Annotated in this window: 17 protein-coding genes; 14 read left to right on the top strand and 3 right to left on the bottom strand. The window is 41.2% G+C overall.

Annotated elements, in window-relative coordinates; translation table 11 throughout:
• The first annotated feature begins 94 nt into the window (after nt 1-94).
• From G4420_RS03915 to nadD, 6 genes are all read left to right on the top strand, one after another.
• Nucleotides 95-964, top strand: coding sequence for a hypothetical protein (locus G4420_RS03915; protein ID WP_163322261.1), 870 nt, complete (start codon nt 95-97; stop codon nt 962-964).
• Between the two features lie 137 nt (nt 965-1101).
• A complete protein-coding gene (locus G4420_RS03910) occupies nt 1102-1476 on the top strand; it encodes an iron chaperone (RefSeq protein ID WP_163322260.1) in 375 nt (124 codons plus the stop codon).
• 546 nt (nt 1477-2022) lie between these two features.
• Nucleotides 2023-3201, top strand: coding sequence for a tRNA 2-thiouridine(34) synthase MnmA (gene mnmA / locus G4420_RS03905; RefSeq protein WP_163322259.1), 1179 nt, complete (start codon nt 2023-2025; stop codon nt 3199-3201).
• Between the two features lie 231 nt (nt 3202-3432).
• Nucleotides 3433-4308 carry a YicC/YloC family endoribonuclease gene (locus G4420_RS03900; RefSeq protein WP_163322258.1) on the top strand — a complete coding sequence of 292 codons (876 nt, stop codon included), beginning with the start codon at nt 3433-3435 and terminating at the stop codon, nt 4306-4308.
• A gap of 49 nt (nt 4309-4357) precedes the next feature.
• Nucleotides 4358-4924, top strand: coding sequence for a guanylate kinase (gene gmk, locus G4420_RS03895; RefSeq protein ID WP_163322257.1), 567 nt, complete (start codon nt 4358-4360; stop codon nt 4922-4924).
• A 114-nt stretch (nt 4925-5038) separates the two neighbouring features.
• The gene (gene nadD, locus G4420_RS03890; RefSeq protein WP_163322256.1) at nt 5039-5662 is read left to right on the top strand and encodes a nicotinate (nicotinamide) nucleotide adenylyltransferase; all 624 of its coding nucleotides are present in this window, start codon (nt 5039-5041) and stop codon (nt 5660-5662) included.
• Here the strand turns inward: nadD and G4420_RS03885 are convergent, their stop codons facing one another.
• Nucleotides 5663-6412, bottom strand: a complete 750-nt coding sequence (locus G4420_RS03885; protein ID WP_163322255.1) for a LuxR C-terminal-related transcriptional regulator — start codon at nt 6410-6412, stop codon at nt 5663-5665. It abuts the gene before it with no gap.
• A gap of 213 nt (nt 6413-6625) precedes the next feature.
• Nucleotides 6626-7492, bottom strand: coding sequence for a ChaN family lipoprotein (locus G4420_RS03880; RefSeq protein WP_163322254.1), 867 nt, complete (start codon nt 7490-7492; stop codon nt 6626-6628).
• A gap of 82 nt (nt 7493-7574) precedes the next feature.
• Between G4420_RS03880 and G4420_RS03875 the strand changes: the two genes are divergently transcribed.
• Together G4420_RS03875 and G4420_RS03870 are read left to right on the top strand one after the other, a co-directional pair.
• Entirely contained in the window at nt 7575-8498 is a 924-nt protein-coding gene (locus G4420_RS03875) for an alpha/beta hydrolase family esterase (protein WP_163322253.1), read from the top strand.
• Nucleotides 8499-9107: a class I SAM-dependent methyltransferase gene (locus G4420_RS03870; protein WP_163322252.1), complete on the top strand. Its 609-nt coding sequence runs from the start codon at nt 8499-8501 to the stop codon at nt 9105-9107. It abuts the gene before it with no gap.
• Nucleotides 9108-9435: 328 nt separating this feature from the next.
• Here the strand turns inward: G4420_RS03870 and G4420_RS03865 are convergent, their stop codons facing one another.
• Entirely contained in the window at nt 9436-10212 is a 777-nt protein-coding gene (locus G4420_RS03865) for a glycerophosphodiester phosphodiesterase (protein ID WP_163322251.1), read from the bottom strand.
• Between the two features lie 206 nt (nt 10213-10418).
• Between G4420_RS03865 and G4420_RS03860 the strand changes: the two genes are divergently transcribed.
• The 6 genes from G4420_RS03860 to G4420_RS03835 all read left to right on the top strand — a co-directional run bounded on the left by G4420_RS03860 (nt 10419) and on the right by G4420_RS03835 (nt 17196).
• Nucleotides 10419-11354: a lysophospholipid acyltransferase family protein gene (locus G4420_RS03860; protein ID WP_163322250.1), complete on the top strand. Its 936-nt coding sequence runs from the start codon at nt 10419-10421 to the stop codon at nt 11352-11354.
• A 9-nt stretch (nt 11355-11363) separates the two neighbouring features.
• The gene (locus tag G4420_RS03855) at nt 11364-12308 is read left to right on the top strand and encodes a lysophospholipid acyltransferase family protein (protein ID WP_163322249.1); all 945 of its coding nucleotides are present in this window, start codon (nt 11364-11366) and stop codon (nt 12306-12308) included.
• A 35-nt stretch (nt 12309-12343) separates the two neighbouring features.
• Complete coding sequence (locus G4420_RS03850; RefSeq protein WP_163322248.1) at nt 12344-12727, top strand: hypothetical protein; 384 nt, start codon at nt 12344-12346, stop codon at nt 12725-12727.
• 533 nt (nt 12728-13260) lie between these two features.
• Nucleotides 13261-15789 (top strand): cellulase N-terminal Ig-like domain-containing protein, encoded by a 2529-nt coding sequence (locus tag G4420_RS03845; RefSeq protein WP_163322247.1) that lies wholly within the window; start codon nt 13261-13263, stop codon nt 15787-15789.
• A 626-nt stretch (nt 15790-16415) separates the two neighbouring features.
• Nucleotides 16416-16919, top strand: coding sequence for a sigma-70 family RNA polymerase sigma factor (locus G4420_RS03840; protein WP_163322246.1), 504 nt, complete (start codon nt 16416-16418; stop codon nt 16917-16919).
• A gap of 4 nt (nt 16920-16923) precedes the next feature.
• Nucleotides 16924-17196: a hypothetical protein gene (locus G4420_RS03835; protein ID WP_163322245.1), complete on the top strand. Its 273-nt coding sequence runs from the start codon at nt 16924-16926 to the stop codon at nt 17194-17196.
• Nucleotides 17197-17689 lie beyond the last annotated feature (493 nt).

Genomic DNA, 17689 nt, shown 5'->3' with positions numbered 1-17689 from the left:
GCATATTTCATTGCAGGTTCAGTGGTTTGCATGGGGCGGATTTTCGCCAAGTAAGATACAATTTACCTTTCGAAGTCACAAAATTGGAAGATAGATGAAAAAGCTTAGATATGATAAAGAATTTCTAGTTAACGAATTCTATGAAATTTTTAATAAGGATGAACTTAATAGAAATCTGAAATCTGTAATAATAGACGATAAAACTAGATTCTTTTCTTCGCTTGATGATTCATTAAAATTACCGAAAGACAAAGTTGAAAAATTAGATGCCAAAATAGTTGAACAACTCGCTATCAGCTCAACTACTGAAAATACAGTGCTTGACTTCGAGAAAATCTTATCTGTATCTGACAGACTTTCTATGATTAATGAATTGATACAAAATGAAAACAACATTAAGTTCGGAATATTTGGTTTGGTTTTCTATTTGGGCTTAACATGCTTTGATTCTCTGAGTCAAAAAGTAAGATACAAGACTTTTTATGAATGGTTAGTTTGGAGGAAGAATCAAGAAATTCATACTCTAATTGATAATATTTCACATTCACATGAGCTGGATATAAAGAGTGAAATTGTGAAGCTCCATGAAAAGTATATTAGAGATTATGGGGTGAAAAACAGTTTTTTTAACACTTTGGATATTATCAAATCAACAAACTGTTATAAAGAATTGCTAAGCGACATAAAACTAGACAAACTCCTTCAGCAAGAATTAGACTTAAATGGAGATAATGATGAATTTAAAAGAAATTGGCTTTTTAACTTTCGAAACAAGTTTACACATAGTACTTTAAACAGGAGGTGGCCAGTAAATGAAGATTATCTTACATTGCAATTAATTTATGAAACAAATGGACAAAAATTTGAAGTTATAATCTCTCCTAAAGAAATTATGGTAAGTTTAAAAGATTGCATAGAAACAGCTCTTTTGATAAAAATTGATAGACTAATTAAGAAAAATTAATACGTCTAATAATTGCAGATCGTAGGCGAAGTATGAGCAGTCTGGCAAGTCAGATCTTGCGCCCAGTTGGTACGCGTTGAAGATCTTAAAAAGAGCCAAAACTCGAAAGCAATACGAATTCCTAAAAAATGAGAAATATGCAAAAAAAGAAGCCAAGCAGTGTTGAAGAATACATTGAAGAATTGCCTGAAATTGCTCAATCGAGAATAAACGAATTGCGTGCAATTTTAAAAAGTGTTGCTCCAAAAGCGAAAGAGGGATTAAAGTGGGGAAAACCGGCGTTTGAATCAGTAACAATTCTTTTCGCCTATTCTGCTCATAAATCTCATTTGAGTTTCACCCCAACAGGCCCGGCAATGAAACCATTTGAAAAAGAGCTTAGTGAATATACAACAAAACAGGATTCTGTTCAATTTCAGTATGACAAGCCACTCCCTGAAGATCTGATCCGAAAAATTGCGGAATACAGAAAAGAAGATGCAGAAGAAAAAGGTGCAAAATGGAAATATTAAAAAGGACGGTTGCGTAACAATTTGGAATAGGACAGGCGGGGGTAAGAGCGGGGCTGACACTCCCGATTGCTTCGGGATCGCCCCGACAACAGGCGCCAACCGTTTCACAAATCATTAATCATCATAAAGCAATCTTTTTTACTTCCTTATTCACCCAATCACTCATTTACTAATTCGCACAATTACTATTTAATCCTTAATCGCTAACCCTTCCCCCGACGCGACGGTCGGGATTTGGCCGTGGCCGATTTTCAATTCGTTACGCTCAACTTTTGCCTTGTTTTTTTTGAACCACATAGATCACATAAGACACAGTAGAACTTTGCGTATTGTTTTTTGCCTACTGCCTATTCATTCTGAAATCGTTAATCATCATTCGAAATTCATCCTTCGACTCCCGATGCTTCGATCGGGACAGGTCCGCTCAGGATGACACTTTGCCTTTTCCTACTTCCCACTCATTCACTCAATTAATCCTTAATCACTAATCCTTCTCTTTGCCTTTCCACTTTTTCATTGTATTTTTGCCGCCCTAAAAATGTATAAATGAGCAGGGTAGTAGTAGGACTTTCCGGAGGTGTTGATTCGAGTGTGGCGGCCTGGCTGTTAAAGGAGCAGGGGCACGAGGTGATCGGTTTGTTTATGATTAACTACCGCGAACGCGAAGGTGTGCTTACCAGTTCGTGTACGTGGGAAGAAGATTCGCTGATTGCCAAAATGGTGGCCAAAAAGCTCGATATCCCGTTTCATATTGTCGATTTGAGCGAGGATTACAAAAAACGCGTGGTGGATTATATGTTTGCCGAATACCAGGCCGGGCGTACGCCAAATCCCGATGTGCTGTGTAACCGCGAGATTAAATTCGACACTTTTATGGAAGAAGCCCTGAAGTTTGATGCCGATTTTGTGGCAACAGGGCATTATTGCCGCAAGTCGGAAGTAGAAGTGGATGGGGAAACCATTCATCAGCTTTTGGCCGGTAAAGATCCGAATAAAGACCAGAGTTATTTCCTGTGTCAGCTAAACCAGAAACAGCTTTCAAAAGCCATGTTCCCGGTAGGTGAGTTATTAAAGCCTGAGGTGCGCGATATTGCACGCCGGCAAAATCTGCCAACTGCCGAGCGTAAAGATTCGCAGGGTATTTGTTTTGTTGGGAAAGTTGATCTGCCTACCTTTTTGCAGCAGCAGCTGGAACCGAAAGTGGGTAATGTTATTGAGATTCCGGCCAAATTCATGGAAAAGAAAAAGAATATTGAGGTTTCGGAAGAAAACTATAAAAAGCTGTGTTTTCCCTTTCCGTATAAACCGTGGAACGGCGAAGTGATTGGCGAACATCAGGGTGCACATTTTTATACCGTCGGACAACGTAAAGGACTGAACATTGGTGGCCGCAAAGAGCCGCTTTTTGTTCTTGGCACCGATGTAAAACGCAACATTATATATGTGGGCGAAGGTTTTGAGCATCCCGGGTTGTACCGCAAAGGACTGTTTGTAGCCACAGAAAATATGCACTGGATACGCCCCGACCTAAAAATGCAGGATGGCGAAAAACGCGACTTTGATATCCGTATTCGTTACCGTCAGCCGCTGGAAAAAGGAACGATACATATAAAAGAAGACGGTGCCTGGTTCCTGTTCGAAAACGAGCAAAGGGGAATCACCTCCGGGCAATTTGCCGCCTGGTATCTCGATGATGAATTGATCGGTTCCGGAGCGATTTTATAAGATGGAGGGACTGAGGGATTGAAGGACTGAAGGGAAGGAATGCTTAAATGCGATAATGCTTTAATGATGATCCAGCATCCAGAATCTATAATCCAATATCGAGCATCCGGCATCCAGGATCGAGTATCCAGTATCAAATATCCAGAATCCAGCATCCAATTTTCAACATCAGGAATCCGTTCTGCTGTTTTTACAGACTTTATACTAAATTTGAATAAAAATTAATTCCACATGATAAAATCAATGACCGGCTTTGGAAAAGCCGAATTCGAGGTAAACAACAAAAAGATTACCATTGAAATTAAATCGCTAAACAGTAAACAAATCGATATTAATACCCGGACTCCCGCCTTGTATCGCGAAAAAGATATTATAATTCGTAAAGCGATTGCCGAAAAACTGGTACGCGGGAAAGTTGATTTTAACATTTACGTGGAAAACCTGGGCGACGAAACCAATTCGAAAATTAACGAGCCTATTCTGAAAGGTTATTACAATCAACTGAATGAGATCAGCAAAGAACTGGGATTGGCTGTTGACCAAAGTACTTTGCAGGCGGCTATGCGTTTGCCCGATGTGGTGAAAACCGAATACGAAACACTCGATGAATCAGAATGGGAAACCATTTATGCCAATATTCTTGCCGCACTTGGCGATATTAACGATTTCCGCGAGAACGAAGGAAAAGCATTGGAGGCTGATATTATTGGCAATGTGGAGAACATCAGTAGTTTGTTAAAACAGGTTGAGCCGTTCGAAAAACAGCGTATTGAAGCGTTGAAGGTTCGTTTAACGGATAATCTGGAAGCGCTGAAAATGAATGGCAATGTAGATGAAAACCGTTTTGAGCAGGAACTGATCTTTTACCTTGAAAAACTGGACATTAACGAGGAGAAAGTACGCCTGGCCAATCATTGCGAGTATTTCTTCGAAACGGCCAAACAAAACGGTGCATCGGGGAAAAAGCTTGGTTTTATTTCGCAGGAGATTGGTCGCGAGATCAATACCATAGGCTCAAAAGCCAACGAAACCAATATTCAGCGTATTGTTGTGCAAATGAAAGATCATCTGGAGCGCGTTAAAGAGCAGCTACTTAATGTATTATAGTTTATTTAAAAACTCGTAGCAAGCAGCTCGGGGCTCGTAGCTTAAAACAATGAAAGGAAAATTGATCATATTCTCAGCTCCATCAGGGGCTGGGAAAACTACTATCGTAAAACATTTATTACAGCAAGGTTTCGATCTTGAATTTTCAATTTCTGCCACTAGCAGAGAACCGCGCCACACCGAAACGCACGGTAAAGATTACTACTTTTTATCGGGTGAAGAGTTTTTGGCAAAAGTGGAAAACGACGAGTTTCTGGAGTGGGAAGAAGTGTACAAAGGAACTAGCTATGGTACGTTGAAAAGCGAAGTGGAACGTATTCGCGAGCAAGGCAAAAATGTGGTTTTTGATGTGGATGTTGTTGGTGGCCTGAATATTAAAAAATATTACGGCGATGAGGCTCTGGCTGTTTTTGTGCAGCCACCGTCGGTAGAGGAGTTGCGTAATCGCCTGGTTGGGCGATCAACCGACAGCGAAGAAAAGATTGCGATGCGTGTGGCAAAAGCCGAGCACGAATTAAGTTTTGCACCACAATTTGATGTGGTGATTATTAACGACAAGCTGGAAGACGCTTTTGTGGAGGCTGAAAGAATTATTGCAAATTTTCTGTCAAACTAACACTTAATTATTCCGAGGTGGTTTCGGAATCTGCTCCCTGGAGATGCTGAATCAAGTTCAGCATGACGTTCACAAGCTAATTGGAAATTAGGATTTTTGTACTTTTGCTTTACTATGAGTAACATCGTCACCGACATACTCGCACCCAAAACCAATCTACAGTTAACGGTTGGGCTTTATTTTGGTAGCTACAATCCCATACATATCGGGCATTTGGCCATTGCCAACTATATGGTAGAATACACCGATATCGATCAGCTTTGGTTTGTGGTGTCGCCGCATAATCCGCTAAAAAAGAAAAACAATCTGTTGGACGATTACCAGCGTTTGGAGCTTGTGCACCGTGCTGTTGAAGGCGATGACCGCTTTCGGGCTTCAAATATCGAATTCAGCCTGCCAAAACCCAGTTATACGGTCGACACACTGGCATATTTAAAAGAACAGCACCCGAACTATTATTTTAAAATATTGATGGGATCGGATAACCTCGAGAACTTTCATAAGTGGAAGAATTACGAAACAATACTCGGTGATTACGGAATAATCGTTTATCCACGCCCCGGTTTCGATCCGGATAAGGTGCTGGTCGAGAAAAACATAACGATGGCCAAAGATGCTCCGTTAATGGAAATCTCGTCATCGTTTATTCGTAAGGCCATAAAAGAGGGTAAAGATGTGCGTCATTTTCTTCCACAGAAAAGCTGGGAGTACCTTGAAGAAATGAATTTTTACCGCTAGCTAAATTACTCCTTCGCGAACGCAACGTGCAATCAATTCGGTGGTGTTGTTGCAATCCGTTTTTTTTAGAATATTTTTTTTGTGGGTATTAATGGTGTGAGGCGAAATATTTAAGACTTCCGCAATCTCGGCAAATGTTTTTCCTTTGGCAATATTGCCCAGAATTTCCTTTTCCCGATTTGTAAAAAGCGTGTGATAATCGAGCTCCACCGGGTGATAATCGTCATCGGTTGACAGCGAGTAGTAGGAGGGAAGCCCGTCGCCGATAAACGAAATTTTATGGTCAATCTCCATGTTCAGGTGTGTAACATCGGTATGAATGCCCAAAACCTGCTGAACTTTGCCGTCTTCGGAGAGGGTGAGCGCTTTTGACTGTTGCAATATGGTTTTGTAATATCCATCGGCGTGGCGCAAACGTAAAAGATAAACCACCTTATATTTTAATATTTCGTCTTTCGCAATTCGGTTAAGCGTAAAATCTACTGCTTTAGCCTCTTTGCGGTGCATCTGCTCCTGGTCCTCGGGGTGCACGAGCTCAAACAATCGTTCAAGGCTCCAGTCTTTGGTGTTTACGCCTAAAACCGTTTCTATACGCGAATCAACGTAATCCATTTCAAGGGTTCCGAAGTTCATGATGTAGTAATAGAAACTTCCGGGAGTAAACAGATTTACCACCTGTTCAATAATGTTCAGGTACAATTCCGACTTCACCGGACTTATTACCTTATTAGCCTCCCAGGCTTGTTTCATTCTGTTTAAACTTGTATTGTCCATGTTGTTCTGTGACTTTCAAAAAAGATTTAAACCTCCTCAAGGTACGTAAAAATACCCAATATTGGGTATTTACTTTTTGGCTTTCCTGCTATAACTTGCAGAAGCTTAAAAAAAGCAAAAAACAAGAATTAAGACGTTCTCCGGTCACACGACATTTATAAAAGCAGGATTCCAGGCTCCTGCTTTTTTTTATCGTGTTCGGGTCATATCTTCATCCACACAAATCGTAAAATCTGCAGCACCCGTATTTTTTTCTGTTAATTCCGAAATATCATCCTGAGTAATCGAATGTATCGTAACAATGTTCAGCTCCGGTTTTTCGTGTTTGAGGTACCAGTAAATACTTTCAAAATTTTGCGAGTGATAGGCGCCATGGTAATGCAAAAGTACTTTTCCCGGCTCCCAGTTCTGCAGTATGAAGTGTGCCATGGTGGCATCTTTTATGACTTGTGCTTTCGGGAAATTGGCCGTAACATGGCTACCCATTCCTTCCATTTTCATCATACTGGCATAACAATTCAACGTTGAATCGTAAGCAGGCGGCAGCGGTGGTAAAAAAGCTTTTGCTTCGTCCGAAAGTTCTTCCAACCCTTCAAAACCTTTTGAATTAACCAGCGATGCATAACGACGCGGAACATTGGTGGCCACAAAATAAAGGCCACTGTCTTTGGCAAATTCCACCAGCGGTTTATAATCGGTTTTGTAATTGGGCCACAAACGTATTTCGTCTTCAAAATTCCGGTTCGATATTTTTCCCGACAGGTATTCATCCATAATCACCTGGTTATCGCTTTCAAACATTTCGGCACCCAGAACCAGGTTTTTACCCTGTTGTTGATACAGGTCTTTTGTGAGTTCCAGCTGCAGCCAGTGCGAAATAGGATTGTCGTGCAACTCGCCAAACAATACGATGTCGGCGTCTTCCATTTGCTTCAACATTTTTTCGTATTTCACCGGCTTGCCATCTTTATTAAAAAGCACGTAGGCCGGTTTGTCGGATTTAAACGAGGAGAATAATAACAACGCAAGAGTACTTAGAATCAGAAAATTCTTCATTAATTTTAATTTTAAACATTGATAACAACAAAACAAACTTCATAGAGTTTATGAAGTAAAGCAATTGCCTGAAATGTACAAAATGCTGCTATCAATAACTATCGTTTTTCTTACTGAACTCACTTTTGCGCAGCAATGGACGGAAACGATGCATGTTGAAGTTGACGGGCTGGAGCGAAACTACGAATTGTTTGTTCCCGAAAATTATTCAGAGCGAAACGATTATCCGGTTGTATTTATTTTACACGGTGGAGGCGGAAGAGCGGGCCGCATGCCACGATTTACAAAGTATCGTTTTAATGAGCTGGCTGAGCGAGATGGTTTTATTGCCGTTTATCCGAATGGCTATAAAAGAGGGTGGAACGATGGCGACCGCGACACGTTGGCTCTTGCCCGCAGATTGAATATCGATGATGCGGGCTTTTTTGATGTAATGATCGACGATCTCGATAAAAAACTTTCAATTGATAGAGATCGTGTTTTTGCCTGTGGAATTTCTAATGGTGGATTTATGGTGCAGCGATTGGCGCTTGAACGCTCCGAAGTTTTTAAAGCTATTGCTGTTGTGGCGGCAAATATGAGTGAAGATCAGCAACAAATTGTCCATGAAAATCCTGTTTCGGTGTTATTTATTTGCGGCACTGCTGATCCCTTGGTTCCATACAACGGCGGGCCGGTAACCGTTTTAAAACAAAAAAGGGGAGAGGTGGTGAGCGTTGATAAAAGCGTAAACTTCTGGAAACAACAAAATGGATGTTTCGAATTAGCCGAAGAGAGCGAACTGCCCGATAAAAATACAGCAGACGATTGTATGGTTCATAAAACGGTTTGGAAAAATCCGGATGATCCAAACATCCGGTTAATAAATATTAGAATTGAAAATGGAGGTCATACCTGGCCGGGCACCCGACAATATTTACCGAAGAAGTTGATCGGTAATATGAATGAAGATATCAATGGCTGCGATGTGATTTGGGACTTTTTTAAATCAGTAAAGACAAATTAAATGTTGGAGACCGGCTTTGTTTACAGTACAATAATCGATCCGCTGCTCGGAAATCTGCGCAAACGGCTTGCTCATGAAATTAACAAAGGCGATACTGTAATTGACATTGCTTGCGGAACAGGTGCGCAGTTGTTTGAGCTTGCCGATAAAGCAGAATCGGTAACCGGCGTTGATCTTTCTGCATCGATGATAAGTTATGCTACCAACCATGCCAAAAAGAAAAAGATTATCAATGCTTCTTTTGTTGTTTGCGATGCCACTAACTTAAGTATGTTTTATCAGCAAAAATTTGATGTGGCTATACTTTCCATGGCTTTGCACCAGTTTGAGCCGGGGTTATATAAAGCCATTTTTGCTGAGGTGAAAAAAGTGGCTGAAAGAATTGTAGTGTTGGATTATGCCGTTCCCTTGCCCAAAAATTATTTGGGTGTTGGCAGCAAAGTTGCCGAGTTTCTGGCAGGAGTTGAACACAACCGTAATTTTAAAAGCTATACAAAAGCAGGTGGTTTGACTACTATTTTACCGGTCAACGGATTTGTGATTAAACGATCAAAACTCATCGGTAAAGGAGCTTTTCAGCTGGTTGTTGCCCAAAAACATTGCGGGTAATTTCTTTACCATCACCTTTTTACCTGAATTAACACTTTTAACATTCCTAAAAATTGTTTAACAATAATTTACCTTAGTTAAATCGCCTTAACAGAATAATGCTCTATTTTTGAAATGTGGTTAAGTAATTAAAGCTTTAAGAATACAGGAAAAGTATTCAGAAAACGTCAGAAACTATGGGTTGTCTTTTAACAAAAGGCAGCCCTTTTTTGTGACTTGAATGAAGTATGGTGATTAACGATTTGTGAAGGCAGAAGTCGTACTGGCACAGAATCCACTCCTGGGTTCAATGAAAACGAAGGAGTATCAAGCACTAGAGTCCCCTTTTTTATTGATTCATTTGTTCTTTCAGCCACTTGGGGCGGTTGGTAGTAATTCCGGTTACACCAATATCGGTTAGGCGTTGGGCTTCTTCCGGGTCGTCGATGGTCCAGCTAAGAACTTCCAGATCAAGATCTTTGGCCTGTGCCATAATTTCTTCGTCGATAACCGAATATTTTAAGTTAACGCCGGCAAGTCCTTCAGCCGCGGCCTCTTCCATTTTTTTCTTTAGACCCGGTTTAACAGAACTCAGCCAGTAGCATTTGTTATCGGGAAATTCTTTATGCGCTGCAACAATGGTTTTCCAGCCAAAACTGATAAAAACAATCTGTTCTGTTTTCCCGCTGTTATCAACAATACGTCTAAGTGCCGGAATAATTTCATCTCCTCCGGCTTTAATCTCTACAACGAGTGTTTTGCCTTCAGGAACGGTTTCAATTATCTCCGACAGGAAAGGCAACTTCTCCCCTTTAAATTCTTCCCCTTTCCAAACGCCGGCGTCCAAATCGCGCAGCAGGATAGATGGTGTTTTGGCAATGGTAAGATTTGTTTTTCCGTAGCAGGTACGTTTGGTGTCATTGTCGTGAATAACGATTACGCGGTTGTCTTTCGTCAGGTGAACATCCACTTCAACAGCATCGGCCCCAAGTTCCCATGCCAGTTTTGCCGAAGCCACTGTGTTTTCAGGTGCCAGATACGAAGCTCCGCGGTGAGCAATAAATGTATTTTGAGCCATTATAGAAATTCCTGTTAAAAGCAAAATTAGTGTGAGTGTTGTTTTCATCTAATTAAAATTATTTGTTTTCTAAGGAATAAGATGGAACTCGCATTGTTTTAAGCATAATCCTGGAGGAAAAGAACTTACATGCGCGTTTCATATTTCCTGTTTTCATCAACCGAATATAGAGATATTTTTAGCGAATGTAAGCTTAAAAGTGTAGTTTTGAAACTGCTTTTTAAGCTATTTTAACAGGGCTTGCAGTACACACAATGAGCAAATCGAAAAAAGAAAATCAAAAATTATCAGTGCTTCTCGGGTATGGCGGGAAATGGGCCGTCGTGGTTATGTTAAAAGTCATTGCCTTGCTTCCCTTTGTGTGTTTGTATTTTTTGTCGGATGTGTTGTACCTTATAATAAAAGACTTGGTGAAGTACCGCAGCGAAGTAATCACCGATAATTTAATACACGCATTTCCGGAGAAAAGTGCAAGAGAGATTCTTCTGCTCCGGAATAAGTTTTACCGCTATTTCTGCGATGTGTCGTTAGAGAGTATTAAACTTTACCGATTGTCGGAAAAGGAACTGAAGAAACGTATAAAATTCTCAGGTGCCGAGGAGCTAAATGATTTAGCTGAAAAACGAAATGGCGCCCTATTATTGGCATTTCATTACAATAACTGGGAATGGTCGGGGGCCTTGCAGCAGCAAATAAACTGTAAGTTGCTGATGGTGTACAACAAAATGCGCGACAACGAACCAATGGACAATTTTTTGAAGAAAGCGCGCGAGCGTTGGGGTGGCGAAGCCGTTCAGATGGGGCTTGCAGCAAAAGTAACTTACCGCTTTTTTGAAAAACAGGAGCCGGCTGTGCTCGGATTAATTGCCGATCAGAGGGCTCTGGCTAGTTCGCCACTGTGGGCGGTGTTTATGAACCGCGAAGCCGCTTTTTTCCGTGGTCCGGTAAAAATTGCACGAAAAACCAATCAACCCATATTTTTTCAGCAGGCTAAACGCCTGGGGCGGGGGATGTACGAATACAGTTACTCGTTACTGGTAGAAGAACCTACGCAAACTGATGAGCGGGAGATTTTGTTGCGTTACATCGAAAAAATGGAGGAAGTGATAAAATCGAATCCGGAGTATTATCTTTGGAGCCACAAACGATGGAAGCACAAACGCCCGGAGGGCACAGCTTTAATTCAATAGTTTTTTAGTATGGTTGACGAGAGCTTACGCAAAAAAGATAAACGCTATTACGAAGGATTTTTTAAACGCCTGTTAAACGGTGGTGTAGTACTGCTGTTAAAATTTATTTCGGTGCTGCCATTTTGGGTCATTTACGGCATTGCCGATTTTTTCTACCTGGTGGTTCGGTATGTTGTCGGCTACCGTAAAAAGGTGATTCTGGATAATCTTCGCCATTCGTTTCCGGAGAAAAGCGAGGAGGAGATTCGTAAAATTATGCACCGCTATTACCGTCATTTTTGCGACTTTTCACTTGAAACTATCAAGTTGCACAGCATGAGCGAAAAGCAGATGGATAAGCGCCTGAAAGTTACAGGTCTGGAAGAGGCACAACAATATGCCCGGGAAGGACGAAGTATTATGCTGCTCGGATTTCATTACAACAACTGGGAGTGGTGCAGCTCTATTCAAACCAAATCGGCGCATAAACTGCTGATGATTGTGAATCCGATTCGGGGAAATATGGCTTTTGAAAAATATATTGAACACTCGCGAAGCAAGTGGGGGGGCGAATCGGTGCCGGTACACAAATCGGCACGCGCAGCAATCGAGCATGTCCGACGTGGCGAACCAGCCGTTTTATGGTTGGCAGCCGATCAGACGCCAGCTGCCAATTCGCCGTTCTGGACCGTGTTTCTAAACCGGGAAGCACCGTTTTTTACCGGCCCCGAAAAGATTGCCATTAAAACCAATCAGCCCATATTTTTCCTGCATCTAAAAAAACTAAAGCGCGGCCATTACGAAGCTCATTTTACGCAACTTATTGAGGACCCGTCGAAAGTAGAATCGAAAGATATTTTGCTTACCTACATTCGGAAAATGGAAGAAGTGATACGCGAAACACCCGAATATTATTTATGGTCGCACCGCCGGTGGAAACATACACGCCCCGAAGGAATTGAACTGACCGTGTAGCGTTGCGGTATATTTGAAATGAAAAAATCCTGCAAATGAAAGCGATACCATTCTTCAGCGTTGTTGTTCTTGTTTTTTGCATGGCCTGTAATTCGGAGGTTAAAAATTACGAACCGGGCATGTCTGATAAACCATCCAGTGCTTTGGTTTTCGATAAAACGAAGTGGCAAACCAAAGAGGGGAGGAACTACCCTTTTCGCGACAAAATGGTTAACGATGTGGTTTACAACGACACCATCCGATCGCTTCAGCAATCGCAAATTATTGATTTGCTTGGCGAGCCCGACCGCAACAACGAAAACTACATTTATTATCTGATTAAGCAGGAACGGCTGCTCTTCTGGCCGCTGCACAGCAAATTTATGGTGGTAAAGTTTAAGAACGATTCAACGGTTGAGTGGATCAGGATTCATCAGTAGAATCTAAAAAGAATCCAGCGGATTCACATATTTATAGCAAATTCAAATTCACATGATAGGTACGACTCTGGCCGGAGTCGAATCTTTTTTCATTAGAAGCATACTTTAAATATTTGATGCCTCCGGCATAACAAAAGACAACTACCCCTTGTTAAAAACGAGGCCTTTCCAAATGAAAATCCAACCCCGACGGGGTTGTAATTCTACAGGTATATTCTCATTATTATAATCAAACTCCGATGGAGTTTTCTTTCGGCTATTTAAAAATCCGGTACGGATTAGAGTTTAGTAAAAGAGAGTTGAAGGTTGTTGACGATAACCCGGTACGGATTGGATACCTCAGCTCCCCTTTCTTCGTAACGAGCCGCAGGAGAACCCGGAGAATTATCTATTTTCTTAAATACCGAATCTAAATTTAAACAGCTGTTCACTGAATATCAGTTAATATTGAAAATGGAAATTGGGTTTATAGTAGCCAGAGTTCGGCTATAAAATAACAAAACATAATAAATCGATATAACCAACTTAACTTTATGAAAAAACTTTCATTTTTATCATTCATTTTGCTGCTACTGGCGGCATGTAGTCCTGAACCAAACCAGGATATGGTACTCAACGATCTTGAGTATTTCGAAACGCAAGGCGTGAATGTATTGGTGTACAGTAACCTTTTTACCGGGGGCTTTAACGACGAAAAAAACGCCGGTATAGAATTAATCCACCACGGAGTAAGAACCGCACAAGGTGGTGCCGTTCGACTTTCGCATACCCCGGAGCAGTGGGATCTGGTGCCTGAAATACCAACCCGAACAGTTGACAGTGTAAGCAACAGTATTTCGGCAATCTTACGGTATGAGGATTACGATTTCGAATCGCGCGTGATAGTTACAGCTAAGGGCAAAGGTGTTGAGATATCTGTTTTCCTCGACGAACCTCTTCCTGAATCTGTAGAAGGGAGTGCCGGGTTTAATCTTGAGTTTTTGCCGTCGCAGTACTGGGGAAAAACCTATTTAATGGATGGGCGTATTAACCGCTTTTCGCGCTACGTGGCAAGTAATACCATTACCAGGCCCAACAGCGAAAAACCCAAACAATTTAAAGGATATGTAACTTCCGACGACAGGGGAACCGGCAAATTTATCGATCCGCTTCCGCTCGAAACCGGACGAACAATGCTTCTTGCTCCCGATGAGCCCGAACGCATGGTGAAGATCACTTCTGCTGATGCCGACATTATGCTTTTTGATGGCCGTGTGCTGGCCCAAAACGGCTGGTATGTAGTTCGCAGTTTACTTCCGGCCGGAAAAACGGGCAAGGTTTTAACCTGGACCGCTGAACCCAATGCCATTAAAGGCTGGGTAAGAGAGCCCAATATTGGTTTTTCGCAGGTTGGCTACCTGCCTTCGCAACAAAAAGTTTCTGTTATTGAACTCGACAAAAAAGATCAGCCGCTTGCGAAAGCATCTGTTTACAAAGTAGGCGACGATGGCAATGCAACCGAAGTATTCAGTGGCAAAATCGAATCGTGGGGCGACTATTATAAATATCACTACGTGAAATTTGATTTTTCGTCTGTTGAAACACCCGGTATTTACTACATTCAGTATGGCGATTGTAAAACAAATAACTTTATAATTGAAGATAACGTTTACGATTGGATTACCGACGCCACCAGCGATGTTTGGGTTCCGATTCATATGAACCACATGTTTGTGAACGAAGCTTACAGGGTGTGGCACGGCGAACCTTTTAAAGAAGGCTACCTTCAGGCTCCGCCAAACACCGATCACTTCGATTTGCATGGCCAGGGCCCAACCACCGATACCAAATACAAAGCGCTGGAAACCATTCCGGGATTAAACGTTGGTGGCTTTTTCGATGCCGGGGATTTTGATATAGAAACCGGATCGAACATTTCCGTTGTTCAGAATTTCGTTCAAACATGGGAGTATTTCAAACCCTTGCGCGATCAGACTTTTGTTGACGAGGAGCAGCGATATGTTGATCTTCATCGTCCGGATGGAACACCCGATATTTTGCAGTATATCGAGCACGGAACAATGAACCTTGTGGCCCAGGCTGAAATTATCGGTCATATGGCACAAACGCTTTCCAACTCTGTTCTCGATAATTATCATCACCTTGGCGATGCCGCTTCAATAACCGACGGCCTTCCGTATAATCCAAATTTGGGGCCGTACGAAGTAGCCCGCGATGGCAAATCAAGCGGTGTAAAAGATGATATGTGGGCGTTCACAAGCCGTAATCCCAGCCTCGATCTCAGGGCCGCTGCTATGTTTGCCGCAACAAGCCGTGCTCTGAAAGGCTATAACGACGATCTTTCGGAAAGGGCGTTGATACAGTCGAAAAGACTGCTGAAAGAGTCTACTGAATTACTTGCCAATGTGCCGGAGGACAACCGCAGATGGGGCTGGGGTGCAGATATGGGCACCAATCTTCAACTGTACATTTCAACCGGCGAGCAGCAATATATCGATAAGTTTCAGGAATTGCTATGGCCTGCACTCGACCGTAACGTGAGTTTCAGCATTTTAACAGCACTACATGCCATACCGCACATGGACGAAGCGTACAAAGAAAAGCTGCAGCCGTATGTGGTAAAATACAAAGAATATATAGAAGAGCTTGAAAAGGATAATCCGTACGGAGTGCCGATTGGCCTTCGGAACTGGGCAGGCAACGGCGGTGTTGTTAGCTTTGGAACTACCATTTGTTTTGCCAGCCAGTATTTCCCTGATATTATTGACGCAAGCCATGCATTTAAGGCCACCAACTGGCTGTTTGGCTGCCATCCGTATCACAATTATTCGTTTGTGGCAACGGTGGGTGCTGCTCGTCCCAAAGCAGTTTTTTATGGTAACAATAGGGCCGATTTCTCGTTTATACCGGGCAATGTTGCTCCCGGCGTATTGTTCAGGCAACCCGACCATTTTGAAAATTACGACGACTGGCCGTTTTTGTGGGGCCAAAACGAAGGTACCATTGGAGGAAATACCAGCTACCTCATTTTTGGATCAGCTTTTAAAAATCTGGTAAAATAAAAAACTTACTGGTTAACCTGGCTACCCCTCGTTTGTAACGAGGGGTAAGGTTTCCGGGCATTTTAAATGCCATTTATAAGGTCGTTAAAAACGACAAGATTAGAAACCCCTCGTTGCAAACGAGGGGCAGTAGAGGATACTTAGAGCAGAATATAAAAGTTAGTAAAACATGCTATGGTGAGTTTACCCGTAACAGCATATATGTGTTGGTGAACCTCGGGGGTATTCCCAAAGCAAAAAACATAGGTTACGGAACCTTTGGGAGTATTCCCAAAGCAAGAAACATACGTTAGGGAGCCTTTGGGAGTATGCCCAAAGCAAGAAACGCACGTTGGGGAACCTTTGGGAGTATTCCCAAAGCAAGAAACATGTGTTGGGGAACCTTTGGGAGTATTCCCAAAGCAAGAAACACGCGTTAGGGAGCCTTTGGGAGTATTCCCAAAGCTTATGTTATACAAAAAAATCTGTTATCTTTAAACAACATATAAAGCCAACGCTCAAACCAAAGCTACGAGACATGCAATTACCCTTAGCGGTAATTAGAAATCCCGAAATTAATTTTGATTTTTCGTCATATCTTAATAAACCGTGTAACTAATATATGTGAAGCGTTAAAAATATACTAAATGCAAAACGAATCATCGGATACATTTGAACAGATAATTGAATTCAACAAAAATAAAATTTATCGAATTTGTAAAATATATTCCGTACATCCATTAGAACCACAAGACCTTTTTCAAGATGTAGTATCCGAAATCTGGAAATCATTCACAACTTTCAACGGGAAATCAAACATCAATACCTGGATTTATAAAATTACCCTAAATGTTTGTCTTCGTTCGAAACAAAAATCAGAAACTGAAAATAAAAAATTTGTTCGATTAGAATCTATTGAATTTATTCCGGTTGAGGTCCCTCAGGATAAAAGTCAACAAGAAAAGTATAATGCTCTTGCTTCCTGCATATCCTTATTAGAGGAAAATAATAAATCCATAATTATTCTTTATTTAGAAGGCTTACCCTATAAAGACATAGCAGTAATTACGGGTTTAACAGAAAATCATATCGCCGTAAAAATGAAAAGAATAAGAAAAATATTACTGAATTGTATCACCGATAAATTATAATTTTATGTGGAGTAAAGAACAAAACGATATTTGGCAAGATTTAAAGAAGGTTTGGAATAATCAGCCGGAATCGGAAAAAATAAATATTCAGGCATCTAATCTAATTCTTGAATTAAAAAGCAAGGTTAGTCAATTCGAAAAAGATTCAATAAGAAAGGATATAGAATTTATAAGGTCTTCTGCGAGTCAGTTCGAAAAAGATTCAATTAAAAAGGACCTTCAAACAATTTCAAAATTTACAAGGAAGATAATTGATAAACTTAGAAATAAGAAATAATAACTACCGCTAAGGAATTGTATATGGCAGGCGGGGGTTTTAGCGGTCTGACAAGTCATACTTTCTGCTCACTTTCCTGCGGGTCTGACACTCCCGATTACATCGGGACCGCCCGACCACATACAAGTTACCGTTAACAAAAAAAAGGGCTACCCTCCCGGGAAGCCCCATATTCTGAATGGATATCAATATTAACCCCAAATGAGCCTTAAATTTCTATTCTTTTGAATTTATACTTCAGTAAAAAATTTCATCAGAACTATGCTATGACTCAATTTATTTACCTCGTCTAAATCCAAAATCTCTAAAAATTTTTAAAACTCATTTGAAATTAAAATTGATATAAATTTTGCAAGAAAAAAGGAGAACCGGCGTTTCACATTCTGGTCAAGGGAAAGTGATTTAGTTTCGGATAATAAATTTCCTCCTCCGGCCGGATCTCCTGAAAAAACTGCACTATAAAATAGCATAGCCCACTACAGCATATGCTAAC

It is taken from the genome of Draconibacterium mangrovi (genome assembly GCF_010586825.1).
GTDB classification, from domain to species: domain Bacteria; phylum Bacteroidota; class Bacteroidia; order Bacteroidales; family Prolixibacteraceae; genus Draconibacterium; species Draconibacterium mangrovi.
Note: the sequence above shows the minus strand (reverse complement) of the source record. Positions and strands in the feature narration are given on the sequence as shown.

Coding starts and splice junctions, on each gene's coding strand:
- G4420_RS03835 (WP_163322245.1), top strand. CDS start 16,924: ATGTGGAGTAAAGAACAAAACGATATTTGGCAAGATTTAAAGAAGGTT.
- G4420_RS03845 (WP_163322247.1), top strand. CDS start 13,261: ATGAAAAAACTTTCATTTTTATCATTCATTTTGCTGCTACTGGCGGCA.
- G4420_RS03915 (WP_163322261.1), top strand. CDS start 95: ATGAAAAAGCTTAGATATGATAAAGAATTTCTAGTTAACGAATTCTAT.
- gmk (WP_163322257.1), top strand. CDS start 4,358: ATGAAAGGAAAATTGATCATATTCTCAGCTCCATCAGGGGCTGGGAAA.
- G4420_RS03870 (WP_163322252.1), top strand. CDS start 8,499: ATGTTGGAGACCGGCTTTGTTTACAGTACAATAATCGATCCGCTGCTC.
- mnmA (WP_163322259.1), top strand. CDS start 2,023: ATGAGCAGGGTAGTAGTAGGACTTTCCGGAGGTGTTGATTCGAGTGTG.
- G4420_RS03885 (WP_163322255.1), bottom strand. CDS start 6,412: ATGAAACAAGCCTGGGAGGCTAATAAGGTAATAAGTCCGGTGAAGTCG.
- G4420_RS03880 (WP_163322254.1), bottom strand. CDS start 7,492: ATGAAGAATTTTCTGATTCTAAGTACTCTTGCGTTGTTATTATTCTCC.
- G4420_RS03900 (WP_163322258.1), top strand. CDS start 3,433: ATGATAAAATCAATGACCGGCTTTGGAAAAGCCGAATTCGAGGTAAAC.
- G4420_RS03840 (WP_163322246.1), top strand. CDS start 16,416: ATGCAAAACGAATCATCGGATACATTTGAACAGATAATTGAATTCAAC.
- G4420_RS03875 (WP_163322253.1), top strand. CDS start 7,575: ATGCTGCTATCAATAACTATCGTTTTTCTTACTGAACTCACTTTTGCG.
- nadD (WP_163322256.1), top strand. CDS start 5,039: ATGAGTAACATCGTCACCGACATACTCGCACCCAAAACCAATCTACAG.
- G4420_RS03865 (WP_163322251.1), bottom strand. CDS start 10,212: ATGAAAACAACACTCACACTAATTTTGCTTTTAACAGGAATTTCTATA.
- G4420_RS03910 (WP_163322260.1), top strand. CDS start 1,102: ATGCAAAAAAAGAAGCCAAGCAGTGTTGAAGAATACATTGAAGAATTG.
- G4420_RS03850 (WP_163322248.1), top strand. CDS start 12,344: ATGAAAGCGATACCATTCTTCAGCGTTGTTGTTCTTGTTTTTTGCATG.
- G4420_RS03860 (WP_163322250.1), top strand. CDS start 10,419: ATGAGCAAATCGAAAAAAGAAAATCAAAAATTATCAGTGCTTCTCGGG.
- G4420_RS03855 (WP_163322249.1), top strand. CDS start 11,364: ATGGTTGACGAGAGCTTACGCAAAAAAGATAAACGCTATTACGAAGGA.